Annotated in this window: 14 protein-coding genes and 2 pseudogenes; 8 read left to right on the top strand and 8 right to left on the bottom strand. The window is 60.6% G+C overall.

Annotated elements, in window-relative coordinates; translation table 11 throughout:
• The 5 genes from IP86_RS17485 to IP86_RS17465 form a co-directional block, all read right to left on the bottom strand.
• The gene (locus IP86_RS17485) at window positions 1–576 is read right to left on the bottom strand and encodes a BREX protein BrxB domain-containing protein (protein WP_012494682.1); all 576 of its coding nucleotides are present in this window, start codon (window positions 574–576) and stop codon (window positions 1–3) included.
• Window positions 573–1,343 (bottom strand): DUF1819 family protein, encoded by a 771-nt coding sequence (locus IP86_RS17480; RefSeq protein WP_012494681.1) that lies wholly within the window; start codon window positions 1,341–1,343, stop codon window positions 573–575. The genes IP86_RS17485 and IP86_RS17480 overlap by 4 nt, the downstream gene beginning before the upstream one ends.
• Window positions 1,340–1,918 carry a BrxE family protein gene (locus IP86_RS17475; protein WP_012494680.1) on the bottom strand — a complete coding sequence of 193 codons (579 nt, stop codon included), beginning with the start codon at window positions 1,916–1,918 and terminating at the stop codon, window positions 1,340–1,342. The genes IP86_RS17480 and IP86_RS17475 overlap by 4 nt, the downstream gene beginning before the upstream one ends.
• An 8-nt stretch (window positions 1,919–1,926) precedes the next feature.
• Window positions 1,927–2,121: a hypothetical protein gene (locus tag IP86_RS17470; RefSeq protein WP_012494679.1), complete on the bottom strand. Its 195-nt coding sequence runs from the start codon at window positions 2,119–2,121 to the stop codon at window positions 1,927–1,929.
• A gap of 352 nt (window positions 2,122–2,473) precedes the next feature.
• Window positions 2,474–2,701, bottom strand: coding sequence for a hypothetical protein (locus IP86_RS17465; protein WP_041809506.1), 228 nt, complete (start codon window positions 2,699–2,701; stop codon window positions 2,474–2,476).
• Between IP86_RS17465 and IP86_RS17460 the strand changes: the two genes are divergently transcribed.
• Window positions 2,700–2,942, top strand: a complete 243-nt coding sequence (locus tag IP86_RS17460) for a hypothetical protein (RefSeq protein WP_012494677.1) — start codon at window positions 2,700–2,702, stop codon at window positions 2,940–2,942. The genes IP86_RS17465 and IP86_RS17460 overlap by 2 nt on opposite strands.
• A gap of 410 nt (window positions 2,943–3,352) precedes the next feature.
• Here the strand turns inward: IP86_RS17460 and tnpB (IP86_RS29720) are convergent, their stop codons facing one another.
• Window positions 3,353–3,610 carry an IS66 family insertion sequence element accessory protein TnpB gene (gene tnpB, locus IP86_RS29720; protein WP_080518792.1) on the bottom strand — a complete coding sequence of 86 codons (258 nt, stop codon included), beginning with the start codon at window positions 3,608–3,610 and terminating at the stop codon, window positions 3,353–3,355.
• Between the two features lie 420 nt (window positions 3,611–4,030).
• On the opposite strand from tnpB (IP86_RS29720), the gene IP86_RS28795 reads away from it, so the two are divergent.
• The 7 genes and pseudogenes from IP86_RS28795 to tnpB (IP86_RS29715) all read left to right on the top strand — a co-directional run bounded on the left by IP86_RS28795 (window position 4,031) and on the right by tnpB (IP86_RS29715) (window position 10,881).
• A complete protein-coding gene (locus IP86_RS28795) occupies window positions 4,031–4,402 on the top strand; it encodes a hypothetical protein (RefSeq protein ID WP_150104500.1) in 372 nt (123 codons plus the stop codon).
• 17 nt (window positions 4,403–4,419) lie between these two features.
• The gene (locus tag IP86_RS28190; protein ID WP_080518791.1) at window positions 4,420–7,941 is read left to right on the top strand and encodes a tetratricopeptide repeat protein; all 3,522 of its coding nucleotides are present in this window, start codon (window positions 4,420–4,422) and stop codon (window positions 7,939–7,941) included.
• Between the two features lie 92 nt (window positions 7,942–8,033).
• Window positions 8,034–8,204: an IS66 family insertion sequence element accessory protein TnpB gene (gene tnpB / locus IP86_RS17445; protein WP_347336003.1), complete on the top strand. Its 171-nt coding sequence runs from the start codon at window positions 8,034–8,036 to the stop codon at window positions 8,202–8,204.
• Between the two features lie 85 nt (window positions 8,205–8,289).
• Window positions 8,290–8,700 (top strand): IS66-like element accessory protein TnpA, encoded by a 411-nt coding sequence (tnpA, locus tag IP86_RS17440; protein WP_245290657.1) that lies wholly within the window; start codon window positions 8,290–8,292, stop codon window positions 8,698–8,700.
• Complete coding sequence (gene tnpB / locus IP86_RS17435) at window positions 8,697–9,053, top strand: IS66 family insertion sequence element accessory protein TnpB (protein ID WP_012494673.1); 357 nt, start codon at window positions 8,697–8,699, stop codon at window positions 9,051–9,053. Before tnpA ends, tnpB (IP86_RS17435) begins: the two co-directional genes overlap by 4 nt.
• Window positions 9,054–9,122: 69 nt before the next feature.
• Window positions 9,123–10,651, top strand: a pseudogene (gene tnpC, locus IP86_RS17430) (IS66 family transposase).
• Entirely contained in the window at window positions 10,609–10,881 is a 273-nt protein-coding gene (gene tnpB / locus IP86_RS29715; RefSeq protein WP_080518789.1) for an IS66 family insertion sequence element accessory protein TnpB, read from the top strand. Before tnpC ends, tnpB (IP86_RS29715) begins: the two are co-directional and overlap by 43 nt.
• A 76-nt stretch (window positions 10,882–10,957) precedes the next feature.
• Here the strand turns inward: tnpB (IP86_RS29715) and istB are convergent, their stop codons facing one another.
• A complete protein-coding gene (istB, locus tag IP86_RS17425) occupies window positions 10,958–11,686 on the bottom strand; it encodes an IS21-like element helper ATPase IstB (RefSeq protein ID WP_012494672.1) in 729 nt (242 codons plus the stop codon).
• Window positions 11,619–13,187, bottom strand: a pseudogene (istA, locus tag IP86_RS17420) (IS21 family transposase). Before istA ends, istB begins: the two are co-directional and overlap by 68 nt.
• Window positions 13,188–13,251: the final 64 nt, after the last annotated feature.

The raw sequence follows: 13,251 nt of genomic DNA, 5'->3' as shown, positions 1-13,251 counted from the left end.
TCAGAAGATCTTCGGTCGATAATTGTGTTCGGCGTCGAGCTCGCCCATGAAACGCAGCCCCGCAGCGCCGTCGAGGTCTCCCGGGTAGAAAAGGATGGTCGGCACGTGTACCCGGCCCTTCAGCTGCTCCAGCAGCGAGAAGGTGCGGTAGACGGGAAACAGAGCCCCGGTGCGGGAGATCAGCACGATGTCCTTTTTCGGGTCCGGATCCTCCGGCATGCGCGCGGCGACGAGATCGACCAGCGGCGCGTACTCCTCGAGGATGTTGGTGATGGTCTGCACGGTCTCCTCGACCGTGCCGGACCGCTCGGCAACGTACCAATCCTCGAGCGGCCTTTGCGAGGTCATGGCCTCCGAAAGGCATTCCGCCAGCGAGATGCGCGTGATCCGTTTGCCCTTCTGGGTCAGGCGGGTCGCGAGCATCGTCAGTTCCCGGCGCAGCGCGAACTCCTGCTCCGGATCGTAGCGGAACAGTGCGTACGGCATGTCGTGGTACGCGCTGATCTTGGCGCGCGGATCCTCCGCCGCCAGGTGCGGCTCGAGGTCGCTGCGTAGTCGCCTCTCGAAGTCGGTCATGCCGCGATCCTCTCGGCGCATTCGAGCGCGCTTCCGAACGGCAGGCCTACCTGCGCGATATTGCCGGCGACCTCGTAGTTGAGTCGCTTGTACTGGTGGAGGCGCAGCAGCGCGACGTGGACGTCCTTCGGCGCCATGTAGGCAAGGCGCCACAGACGGCTGGTCAGCATCTTCTTGGTGTTGCTCTCGAGATCGCTGATCATGTGGACGTAGAACATTGTGACGTCGTCGCTCATGGCGATGGACGCGAAGGTCTTAGTCGGGCCGTCGCCCGATAGCATCGCAAGATCGACCGCCATCCGCAGGAGGTCGCGGGCGCCGCGCAGCAGGCCGTACTCCGAAAGCGGCTTCGCTTCCGGACCGCGGGAGGCGATCGCTTTCGCCAGCACGGGACGGACATCCTCCGAGCGGATCTGGTAGCGACCCTTTTCGTGCTCGTCGAACAACCATCCCGTCGCGAAATCGTGGAACGGCTCCTCGCTGGCACCCACCCAGAGGCGCAGGCAGTCGCGCCAGTCGGCGAGCGGCATGCCGCCTTTGGCGAGGGCGATGAGCGGCCGCGCCGGCTCGACGCCGCGCAGGCGACGCTTGAGGGTCGAGGTCACCTCGCGTTCCCAGCCGGCGGTCCTGTGCCGACCGGACAGCGTCGACTTCAGGTTATCGGCGACGGACAGGCCATCGTCCCATGCGGCGAAGAGCTCGTAAGTTTCCTGTACGAGCACTCCTTTTCGCAGGAGCCGTTGCGACCATTCCGGATGGACTTTCATCTGCCCACCGTGCGCGCGTACGGGACGATCAGGTTGCCCGGAGTGCTTGCCGCGAACGAAAGCGCCAGTTGGACGACGGGCCGGCGGCGGCCGTCGAACTTTTCCGGGATTTCGATCGACCGTGCATCTGGAGACTTCTTGATCTTTCCCAGCGCTTCAGTTTCCGCGTCCGTGACCAGCCCGAATTCCTTAAGCGCAGCGGCGACGTCGGTGAGCTTGAGGGCAGCGACCCGCTCAAAGAAGGGCTGCCAAGTTTCGGCATCGTCAAGCCAGCCCTCCCAGATAGAATCCAGGCGATCTTCGAGGTCGTCGGTCAAACGCCAGAGGTTGACCGAGCCCGGCGGGTCGAAGATCTCGGAACAGCGCGCGGCCGCGATCGCCTGCACGGACTTCGCCTGCACGAACTGGAAGGTCCGCGGGAAACCGCGGCGCAGCACCGTCGCACCATGGCGACCGAGCTGTCCCTGGGAGTTCCACCAACGGGCGCAGTCCATCTCGCCTAGGCGAGCCACGACCGTCCGCAATCGCATCAGCCAAGCGAGATCGATATCGTTGTAAGTGTCGGCGGCGGCCATGGCGTCCGCTACCTTTTGCCGTCCGGATGCCGGTCGAGCCACTCCTTGGCGGCCTCCTCCAGCACCAACGACGCGGTCATGTCGCGCAATGCGGCCGCGGCCTTGATCCGGCGGATGACGTCCGGGTCCATAGAGGTCAGAAATTGCTTCTTTTCGCCCTCCGGAGGCTTTCTGCCCCTGGTGGCCGGTTTTCGATCCGCCATTACCCTGCCCGCGCGTTGTGCGACGGTTTGAATCGTCGCACTGGTTGCGAGGCGCGGCAAGCTTTCCGGACGCCTTCGAGACCGGTTTTCCCGCAACTCGGCGTCGGCTTTTCGTGGGCAAGTTTGCAGATCTCCTTGAAATGACGCCAATTTCCTTGAAATCGCATGAACATAATAAACCTATATGAAATAACTCAACCTTGCCTAATGAGCATATTTACTCTGATTAATGCCCGATCCATTTTCGCAAATAAGAATAAAACAAGAACATTGATTGTCCTGTTGCGTGAGTGAGGTCGGTATGAGTGGCGTGAACGTGCTGCAGCGTGACGACCGGCGGGACCAGCTGACGTCAGTCCTGCCGGCTTTCTTTGCCGGGCCCGGCCGGCCGGACTGCCCGATCGAATGCGGTCCGGGCTGGGCCATGGTCCTCGACCGGCTCTGCGTCCGGATCGCCGCGACGCTCGCGGACCGCGAAAGCTTCCGCTTCGAGCGCATCCGGAGCTTCCGGGGCGCCCTGCTCGTCGGCGAGCGAGGCGGCGGTCCGCGCCGCGATCGATCTCGCCGAGGCGCGCAGCATGTGCGTCTGCGAACTCTGCGGCGCCCGCGGCCGGCGCTATCGGGCTGAGGACACCGTCGCGACCCGCTGCCGGGACCACGCCGAGGGCGCGCCGGCATTCAGCGCGGCGATGGAGAACGTCCATCTGATCCAGGTGACGGTGAAGGGCCGCCTCCGCGTCGTGGTCGGCGCCCGCTACGACTTCGACACCGACGCCTTCGTCGAGATCGACGACGTCGCCGACCTTCGCAGGGAGGCCTGACATGGCGGCCCGTTCGAATCAGGACTGGCGGTTGGAGCTCGTCGAATCCTACGCCGACCTCTTCCACCCGCGCCGGGACCCGCTGTCCGCCGAGGGCTGGCCGCAAGCCTGCCAACCGGGTCAAATTCTCTTACCTTCAACTAACTCCTTTAAACCTTCCCGGCCCTGAACTCTGGTCTGGAAATTTCGGCGGCTCGCCAGCCAGACTTATCTGACCGTCATACGAATTCGCGGGAGAAGAGGCGCCAGCTGCCCAAAAGCGGGCAAAATCCGCGTGCCTCCGCAGGGCTACCGGGCGGTAGGGGCCGAAGCCGTCCGTCAATCGCACCGATTCCGCATCGAAACGCCGATAGACGCGAATGCATGATTCCGCACAGTCCGCCATCGGGCAAGTCGCGAGGCTTCTCGGTCTAGGTGATCCCGGTCCATCGAGGAACGAAAGAAAACCCGGCCGCGACCTCATCGTGCTGCAGGCTTTTGGGATGGACCAGACCTTGCCGTCGAGATCGACGCCGCGCCAGACGTGGCCGATGGCCAGACGAAGTTCCTCGGTTCAATCGCTTCGCATACAGCGATAGGCCGACGCCATCATGCCACAGCATTTTCAACAATTCGCCGCGACGACCACGGAAGTTGTACAAACCTCCTGCGTGAGGATTACGCTTCAGGGTCCTGAGCGGTCAGAGCCAGCCCTTGCATTCCGCGGCGCATATCCGTGTGATCCCTGTAAATCCATACCCGCACTCGTCCCATCGCCAAAAGCGTTGTATCGGCCCGGCTTCGTCCACCATGCCGCAGCTATTATAGAGGATTGCCCACTTGGCAGGTCGCCCTAAGTGGGTCGATACGACTCTTAGGTAGTGTCCTATCTGCTCGCCGAAATATTGCAATTGGTAGACACCTCACTCACAATACCAACGGCGATTGGATAGATCGAAACAGGCCGATCATATTAGCTGCCCATTGCGGCCGATGAGGACAAACGACTTCTGATTTGAAAGCTTGTGAGCTTCGGCTTCAACCACAATGGCATGACAATCTGACGGCTTGCACCCTAGTTTTTAATCTCTTCGGTGGGGAGGACGTGGATGACTCTTGAAGTTCTGGCAGAAGCGGCTATCTCGGCAGCGCTTTCATTCGTGGCGGCAACCGGTAAAGGAGTAGCAAGCGCAGTTGGAAAGGACACTTGGCAGTGGCTTAAAGCCAACCTAACGAGGGACGATCAAAAAGCGCTTCTTCAAGAAATTCACACTCAACCGGCGCCTGCCGATACTACTGCATTACGGAATGCAATAGTTGCCGAGCTAGCACTCAGTCCTTTGGCTCGCACGGAGCTAGAACGGCTCTTGAATATGTCGGATGGAGATTCCAAGCAATCAACCCATCTCATCGGAGACAAAAACGTCGTCAATCAAGCAATAGGTGCTGGGATCACAATATCCGTTAGCAAGACTTCCTAGTACAAAGCACTCCGCTAATGAATCAAAGCCATGTTTGGAGTGCGGTATCTGGTCTGAACAATATCGTTATTCAAGCAGTCGGGAGCGGCATCAATGTGGAGGTTTGCTCCTCCACGCCACACCTATGTCTGACTGATTTTTCGAATCGCACCGCACAAGTTCGTGAGAGCAAGTCGGACCTCGCACTTCTAAGCCCGCATCGGTCAGACGTAATTCCATTATTGGGACGCGAATTAGTCATAGCCAATATCGAACAGTGGATGGAATCCGAGAGCCAAGTATCGATACGAACAATCGTTGCGAGGGGCGGGGAAGGCAAGACTCGCCTTGCTTCCGAAATTGTAAGTCGCGCAATCCGCGCTGGATGGCTCGCCGGCTTTGTTGAAATACGCGAGCTAAGTCGTTTTGTTAGACAGCCTGATATTTCAAAATGGAAATGGGATAAGCGGACGCTGATTGTCGTCGATTACGCAGCACGCGTGGCACAACAAATCAATGAGATTCTAGCTGTTCTGATTGATAAGGATCAAAACTCTCCTCCACTAAGATTATTGTTGCTAGAGCGACACGCGAACCCCGAGTATGGCTGGTTTCCAACGATATTCGGCCGCGGCGATAGTGACGCATCTCTCGCTGCGCTACGGCTGATGGACCCACCCGAACCCGTTACGCTCTCGAGTATAGACGACGTTTCTATTCGTCGGACCATCTTCAAGACCATCCTGGCAAGAAAGCGGCCGGACCTAGAATTGTCCGCCATTGACAATGATTCGACTCTCGAAAAGTCTCTTTTGGACGAGAAGTGGGCCGGCACCCCCCTATACTTAATTATTGCCGGCCTCAATGCTGGGAGCATGGGAATTGAGAATTCGCTTCGTCTAAATCGAGACGAGATAGCGATCACCATCGCAAGACGGGAGCTAAATCGCATAGATGAGATAGCGAGAGCGGGTGGCGGCGCACCCGGAAAACTGATGCCACGTCATTTGGCGGTGTTATCTACTTTGGGTCAGGGGATGCCTCTGAACCAATTGCGAGATTTGGCGAGTGAGGAGCGATCAACAATAGATCCAACCGCTGACTTAAATGCTTCGATCGACGCGTTGATGAATGGACTCGATGTGTATCCGCAGATGGCTGAGGTGCTACCGCTTGTTCCCGACATAATCGGGGAGGCGGTCGTTCTTGATTGGCTTGGGCGCTACGGGACACTTGCATCAATCGGAATTGACGGGAGATCCTCGATCGAGCGCGTTTGGAGAAGAAAACCAGAGGAAGTCGCCAACTTCCTAATTCGGACCGTTCAGGATTTCTTTTCCGACGGGCATGAGGAGGCTGAACACTGGCTTCGGCATCTTCTAGAGTTCGAGCCGTTGGATCTGGCGCTCATGAAACGAATATCTTCGCGCCTGCCCTCCGAGACCCTGGGATTGAAAGAAATTGGGTTGAATCTCGCACGTCGGATTTCATCGGAAATCCAACGCGCGATATCGTCTCAAGATCCTCGAGAAGACGAGTCTCTCCAATTATTCTCAGCTCTGATGTCGCAATGCCAACGATCATTGATTTGCAACCTACCCGAGGAATCGCTCGAATTAGCAACAGAAGCCATTAATATTCTTCAAGGCTTGAGCGACGAGACGGGAGAGGCGTTTTTGCCTTCGTTGGCTGGTGCTCTGAACAATAAAGCAGCCGCCCTCATGTTACTGGATCAAGCCAGCGAAGCACTCAAGGCGTGCGATGAATCAATTTCAATTCGGTCCTCGCTTGCTGGCAAATATCCATCTATCTTTAATGCGGATCTATCTAATACTCTGCACAATCGCGCATTGATTTTGCAGCAGCTAAAGCGTCATTCAGAGGCGCTCGCTGACTGTAGCGAGGCGATCAAACTACGACGGCAAGCGATCGAGTTGGGCGTGGAAGAGCTTTTGCCAGCCCTTGCCTATTCGCTTGCAGTTTACTCAGACTGCCTAGCTTCCGAAGCGCGGCATCACGAGGCGCTTGCTGCAGTACAGGAGTCATGCGCGATTCTGAGCAAATTATGCAGAGTTCATCCAGATGCCTTCAGTTATAGACTCGCGCATGCCCTCGTGAAGAGCAGATCGCGATTACTAGCTGTAGGTCGTTCTGAAGAAACAGCAGCGGTTAGCCTAAGCATTGTCGCCCTGTATAGAAGAATCGCGAGCGTCGATCGCGATGTTAGCAACAAAAAGCTCTCGACTCTCGATCTAGCGCGGAGCCTGTCAGCCCTTTCAGAGGATCTATATGATTCGGGAAATCTAGACGGCGCAATAAGCGCGAAAAGCGAGTCGGTTGATCTCTATCACTCCTTGGCATTAGATGGAGAGAAGGGGCACCCCTCGGAGCTGGCCCGTTGTTTGCGGAAACTGAGCGAGCTTCTTTGGTCATGCGGAAGGTTTGAGGAAGCAGAAGCCGCGATAAGTGAATCCGTCGCTATATTTAGAGAAATTGCGGAACACGATTCGACTTTCCTTCCTGATCTGGCGGGCAGCCTCGATAATATGGGTGTCTGCTTTGGAGCTGCTGGCCGTCATAAAGACGCTTTGAATGCTCATCGTGAATCTGTATTCATCTTCAAACAACTGACAGTTGACCATCCGACTGAATATGAGTTTGACCTTGCCGGAAGTACTTTCAACCTAGCCGCACGTCTTTCTGGATCCGGCCTTGACGGCGAGGCCTTGGCGGCACTTAGGGAAGCTGCTGCTCTCTATCGGAAATCCAGCAAGAGTATCCTCAAGACATTCATGCTTTCCCTCAGTCTCTTACAGATCGGGAGAACCCTCTTAAAACTCAACGACGTTGCTGGATCGCTTGCTTCGGCGAGCGAGTCGATAGGGTACTGGAGGCATTTGAATCAGAGCCAATCTGACCAGGTTCTCCAGAGGTGCATGCATTTCTTACAGGAGGCGAGCCGCATTATATTGTCCATTGGAGAAGGTCAAAAAAGACTGGTCCTGCTCCGACGTCTGGTCGACCTATACGGGAGATTAGAGAAACAGTTCTCGCATCGACCCTTACCGGAGCAGGCAAAAGCCGCGCGAGCGCTGGGTGAAGAGCTCATCAGTTGCGATCGAACGAAGGATGGATTGGCTGCGCTTCGCGATTCTGCGCGGATCTATCGACAGTTGAACAGCGAAAACGGCGGCCTTTTCTTAAAAGAGCTTGCAGAGGTCCTCAATGCAGAGGGATCCGCGCTCTTTAGAATGAACCGATACCGAAAGGCTCTGCCTGTGAGCAAAGATGTCGTTGAGATCTACTGGAGACTGGCTACGGAGAATCCGACGGTATTACCGACGCTCGCAGCTTGCCTTGCGTCACTTGACGCCGTGTTGGTTCGCATGGGGCAATTCGCGGAAGCCGCGGAAGCAAGTCGCGAGGCGTTGGTCGTTTTCGGTCGTATTGCAACGCCCCTTTCTCTTAGCGAAAAGAATCTGCTTCAGTTTCTTCGGATGAACTATATAGATTCATGTGCCCGCGCGGGCATTGTCCCGGAAGTCGAAATATTGAAGTAGTTCCGCCACGAAGCAATTTAACTGGTATGGCGTAGCCTGTTCAGTTCAAACGAACATTTCCCAAATCACGCGCACTCGCGGCGGGCGCGCGGATCTTTATCGCAACCGGGCACACCGACATGCGCAAAGGCATGCAGGGGCTTGCGCTTCTGGTCCAGGAAGGCTTCGGGCGCGATCCATTCGCCGGTGATGTCTTCGTGTTCCGTGGCCGCGCCGGCACGCTGATCAAGGGTAAGCGCTGTTTCGGCCCCACCTTCCATTGAATGCGCGGACTGAGGAATGATCGATCTCTGAACCGGAGATCGGCTTGTGTCTAAGCTTGACCATATGCTTGAGCCTAAGACCTCGGTGCGCCGGGTCGAGGTCATCACCGAGACCGGTCGACGCCGGCAATTTTCGGCAGACGACAAGGCGCGGTTCGTCGAAGAGACGCTGGCCCCGGGAGCTGTGGTGTCGGAGGTCGCGCGGCGGCACGGATTGTCACCGCAACAACTGTTTACGTGGCGCCGGCAAATGCGACAGCCGGCTGCGATCCCTGCGGCTCCCGAGCCGCAGATGTTCGTGCCCGCTGTCGTTACGCCATCATCTCCGCCGGCGGGCTCACCGCAACGGCGTCGATACGTTCGCAAGACGCCCCAGGGCGGCGAGAACACCGGCAACATCGAACTGGAGATCAACGGCGTCGCGGTCCGGGTCGGCCGCGGCGCGGATGCTGCGACGGTTGCGGCCGTGATCCGTGCGCTGAAAACCTGCACGTGATCGGTCCGACGGGCGCGGTGCGGGTGATGGTGGCGACCAGGCCCGTCGACTTCCGCAAGGGTGCCGAAGGGCTCGCCGCCCTGGTGCGCGAGAGCATGCAGGCCGATCCGTTCTCCGGCGCGGTGTATGTGTTCCGCGCCAAGCGAGCCGACCGGGTGAAGCTGATCTACTGGGACGGCACCGGCGTGTGCCTGTTCGCCAAGCGGCTGGAGACCGGTTCGTTCTGCTGGCCGAACGTGCAGGACGGCGTCATTCGCCTGACCGCGGCGCAGTTGTCAGCGCTGCTCGAAGGGCTGGACTGGAAGCGCGTCCACGCTGCGCGCGAGACACCGTCGCCGATCCAGGCGAACTGAGCTGCGGCACAGTGAATCAGCATGCATGTCGCGCTCGCGGGACGCCGCGACGCATGGTGTAATCGCCTCATGACGACGACGGCGGATACGCTTCCAGACGATCCCGGTACGCTCAAGGCGATGCTGCTGGCTGAACGGGCGCGCGCCGCGCGGCTGGAGCAGATCATCAAGGAGTTGCAGCGTCATCGCTTCGGCCGCCGCGCCGAGACGTTGCCGGAGGACCAATTGCTGCTCGGCCTGGAAGAGGCTGAACAGATCGAGGCGAGTGGTGATGCCGCGACCGAGGCGGCCAATGCAGCCGAGCGATCCAGTCGGGCCGCCCGACGCCGCAGGAACAGAGGATTGTTGCCGCCGCATCTGCCGCGGGTCGAGATGCTGGTCGACATCGACGATCATGCCTGCCCGTGCTGCCACCAGGCGCTGCACCGGATCGGCGAGGATGTGAGCGAGCGACTGGACATCGTCCCGGCTCAGTTCCGGGTGCTGGTCGTGCGCCGCCCGAAGTATGCCTGCCGGGCCTGCGAGACCATGGTGCAGGCCGAGGCGCCGGCGCGGCTGATCGAGGGCGGGCTGCCGACCGACGCCACCGTGGCGCAGGTACTCGTCGCCAAATACGCCGACCATCTGCCGCTGTATCGGCAGGCTCAGATCTACGCCCGCCAGGGTCTCGATCTGGATCGCTCGACCCTGGCAGACTGGGTCGGACGCGCCGCCTTCCTGCTGCGGCCGGTGCACGAGCGGCTGCTCGCCTCCCTGAAGCAATCGCCAAAGCTGTTTGCCGACGAGACCACCGCACCGGTGCTCGATCCCGGCCGTGGCCGCACCAAGACCGGCCAGCTCTGGGCCTATGCCCGCGATGACCGGCCCTGGGGTGGCACCGACCCGCCCGCTGTCGCCTACGTTTACGCCCCCGACCGCAAAGCCGAACGGCCGATCGCCCATCTTGCGGGTTTTGCCGGCATCCTCCAGGTCGACGGCTATGCCGGCTATCGGGTGCTCGCCGAGCGCGGCGACGTGCAGCTTGCCTTCTGCTGGTCCCACGTCCGCCGGCGCTTCTACGAACTGCCGCGGCCGGTCCGGCGCCGATCGCCAGCGAAGCGCTCGAACGCATCGCCGGGCTCTATGCCGTTGAAGCCGAGATCCGCGGCCGCACCGCCGACGAACGCCGCGCCGACCGCGAGGTGAAGAGCCGGCCGATCGTCGACGACCTCGAACCCTGGCTGCGCGCCAAACTCGCCTTGATCAGCCAGAAGACCAAGCTCGCAGAGGCCATTCGATATGCGCTGTCGCGCTGGGAAGGCCTGACACGCTTCATCGCCGACGGCCGCATCGAGATCGATTCCAACGTCGTCGAGCGCGCCATCCGCCCGATCGCGCTGAACCGCAAGAACGCCCTGTTCGCCGGCTCCGACGGCGGCGGCGAACACTGGGCCGTCATTGCTTCGCTGATCGAGACCTGCAAGCTCATCTGCATCGAGCCCCACGCCTATCTCGCCGACGTCATCACCAGGATCGTCAACGGACACCCGAACAGCCAGATCGACGAACTGCTGCCCTGGGCCTATCCCGCCACGCAAGACCTCAGGCGCGTGGCCTGAAAACAGCGCTTACGATCAAGGCGTTGTGGCACGACGGGATCGGGCTGTCGCTCTACGCCAAGCGGCTGGACCGCGACCGCTTCATCTGGCCTTCGGCTGCGGATGGCGTGGTGGCGCTGACCGCGGCCCAGATGGGCGGCTATTTGCTGCGATCGACTGGCGCAATCCGCAGTGTCACTTATCACCCAAACGGACCCCGTTCTTGCATCCAAAAGGGCCCCCTTTGCTGATCGCGTGATTGTAGTGCGCGCGCCGGCGTAGCTGGCCGGGGTTGCGGAGCCGGCGCGCGCGGATCAACGGGGGATGTCAGGCGCGGTTTTTGAAGCGCCAGCTGTCGTTGCCGGTTTCGACGATGTCGCAGTGGTGGGTCAGGCGGTCGAGCAGCGCCGTGGTCATTTTCGGATCGCCGAACACGGTCGGCCATTCGCCGAAGGCCAGATTGGTGGTGACGATGATCGAGGTGCGTTCGTAGAGCCGGCTGATCAGGTGGAACAGGAGCTGGCCACCGGCCTGGGCGAACGGCAGATAGCCGAGTTCGTCCAGGATGATGAAGTCGAGGCGGGTGAGATAGTCGGCGAGCCTCGCCTGGCGGCCGGAGCGGGCCTCGGCTTCCAGCCGGTTGACGAGATCGACGGTGGTGAAGAAGCGCCCGCGGGCGCCGGCGCGGATGCAATTGCGGGCGATCGCGATCGCCAGATGGGTCTTGCCGGTCCCGGTGCCGCCGATCAGCACGACGTTACGCTGCTGGGCGATGAACCCGCCGCCGGCGAGGTCACGGATCAGAGCCTCGTTGATCGGCGTGTCCTTGAAGGCGAAGTCGTCGATGTCCTTCGCGAGCGGCAATTTGGCGGTGGTGAGCTGGTACTTGATCGAGCGGGCCTGCTTCTCGGCGATCTCGGCCTTGAGCAGGTCGCCGACGAAGCGTTGCGGTTCGGGCTTGCGCTTGACCGCGAGGTTGAGCGTTTCGTCATAGGCGGCGCGCATTCCGTAGAGCTTCAGAGACCCCATCATGTCGAGAACGTCGGTGCGCTCCATGCTCATGTCCTCCTGAATTGATCATATCTGGCGCAATCGGCGATCGGCGCGTGATGCAGCGTCAACGACGCCGGCGTCGCGATGGGCGCGATCGGCAGCGGATCGCGCCGGCGCGCCAGGATGTTGATGATGACGTCGGCGGAATGGACGCCATCGGCCAGCGCCTCGCCGCAGGCGGCTTCGACCGCGGACAATCCGTCGGTCAGGACCGCCGCCAGGATCGCGACCATTTGCCGGTCGCCGTCGTTGGACCCCGCCAGCTTGCGTTTGACGCGCTCCAAGGCCGTCGGCAGAACCCAGTCCCGGAACGGCGCGCCATTGCGCAAGGCGCCCGGTTTGCGCGCCAGAACCGACACGTAATGCCAGGGATCATAGACGGTCTCGCCGCGTCCATAGCAGCGGGCGTGCTCGGCCGCGACACGGCCGTCCTGGCGGATCACGATCCGGTCGGCATAGGCATGGACCTCGACCGGCCGGCCGACGGCGCCCGCACTGACCGAGTATTTGTTGTTGTCGAACCGCACCAGGCAGGTCTTCGACACCGACGCCGGCAGCGCGTGGAAGCCGTCGAACCGGCCGCGATACGGGATCAGATGCGGCCGCTCGTCCTCGAACGCCGCCCAGATCGTGGTCTCCGGCCGCTCGGGATGGGCGTGGCTCTTGGCGTAGGCGACGCATTTGTCGACCAGCCAGGCGTTCAGCTCGTCGTAGCTCCTCACCTTCAAACGCGGCGCAAAGAAGCGTTCGCGCACCAGCCCGACCTGGTTCTCGACCTGGCCCTTCTCCCAGCCCGACGCCGGCGTGAAGGCGACCGGATCGACCAGAGATGATGCGAGCACATCTGCAAGAAGCGGCGATTGTATTGCCGGTCCTTGCCGACGAAGATCGCATCCACCGCCGTCTTCATGTTGTCGTAGATGCCGCGCGTGCAGACGCCCCTGAAGAACGCGAAGGCGCGTTCGTGCGCGTCGAACACCATCTCCTGGCTCTCCCGCGGATAGGCGCGCACCAAGAACATCCGGCTGTGGCACAGGCGCATGTGCGCGACCTTCACAGTCGTCGTCACGCCGTTCATCACCACGATCTCGTGGCTCCAAACGAACTGGTAGGCCTCGCCCGGCGCGAAACTCAACGGCACGAACGCCGCTGCCGCCGCGCTGGCCCGCTTGGTCTGCCAGGCGATCAAGTAGCGCCGGACCGCGGCATAGCTGCCCGGGTAGCCGAGCGCGCGAAGCTCTTCGTGCAGCCGGATGATGGTCAGCCGCTCACGCGCCGACCGCTTCTCGTTCGCCTCCAGCAACGCCTCGAGCTGCTCCCGCCACGGCCCGATCCGCGGCAACGGCTGCCGTGAACGCTCGTACCGGAACTCGGTCGCATCCGATCGGACGACCTTCCGAACTACCTTGCGCGAGACCCGCAGCTCTCGGCAGATCTCCTTGATCGATTTGCCTTGGCTGAAATACGCCCGGCGAATCTTGGCGATCGTCTCCACAACCAGCATCCCAATCGCGGCCTCCAGTTGTCCTGAAGGCCAGTGTGGACCCGTCGCAACGGGGTCCCGATTG

The organism is Rhodopseudomonas sp. AAP120 (genome assembly GCF_001295845.1).
Taxonomy (GTDB): domain Bacteria; phylum Pseudomonadota; class Alphaproteobacteria; order Rhizobiales; family Xanthobacteraceae; genus Rhodopseudomonas.
Note: the sequence above shows the minus strand (reverse complement) of the source record. Positions and strands in the feature narration are given on the sequence as shown.

Coding starts and splice junctions, on each gene's coding strand:
- IP86_RS17485 (WP_012494682.1), bottom strand. CDS start 576: ATGACCGACTTCGAGAGGCGACTACGCAGCGACCTCGAGCCGCACCTG.
- IP86_RS17480 (WP_012494681.1), bottom strand. CDS start 1,343: ATGAAAGTCCATCCGGAATGGTCGCAACGGCTCCTGCGAAAAGGAGTG.
- IP86_RS17460 (WP_012494677.1), top strand. CDS start 2,700: ATGTGCGTCTGCGAACTCTGCGGCGCCCGCGGCCGGCGCTATCGGGCT.
- IP86_RS17465 (WP_041809506.1), bottom strand. CDS start 2,701: ATGCTGCGCGCCTCGGCGAGATCGATCGCGGCGCGGACCGCCGCCTCG.
- IP86_RS17475 (WP_012494680.1), bottom strand. CDS start 1,918: ATGGCCGCCGCCGACACTTACAACGATATCGATCTCGCTTGGCTGATG.
- istB (WP_012494672.1), bottom strand. CDS start 11,686: ATGGAGCGCACCGACGTTCTCGACATGATGGGGTCTCTGAAGCTCTAC.
- IP86_RS17470 (WP_012494679.1), bottom strand. CDS start 2,121: ATGGCGGATCGAAAACCGGCCACCAGGGGCAGAAAGCCTCCGGAGGGC.
- IP86_RS28190 (WP_080518791.1), top strand. CDS start 4,420: ATGAATCAAAGCCATGTTTGGAGTGCGGTATCTGGTCTGAACAATATC.
- IP86_RS28795 (WP_150104500.1), top strand. CDS start 4,031: ATGACTCTTGAAGTTCTGGCAGAAGCGGCTATCTCGGCAGCGCTTTCA.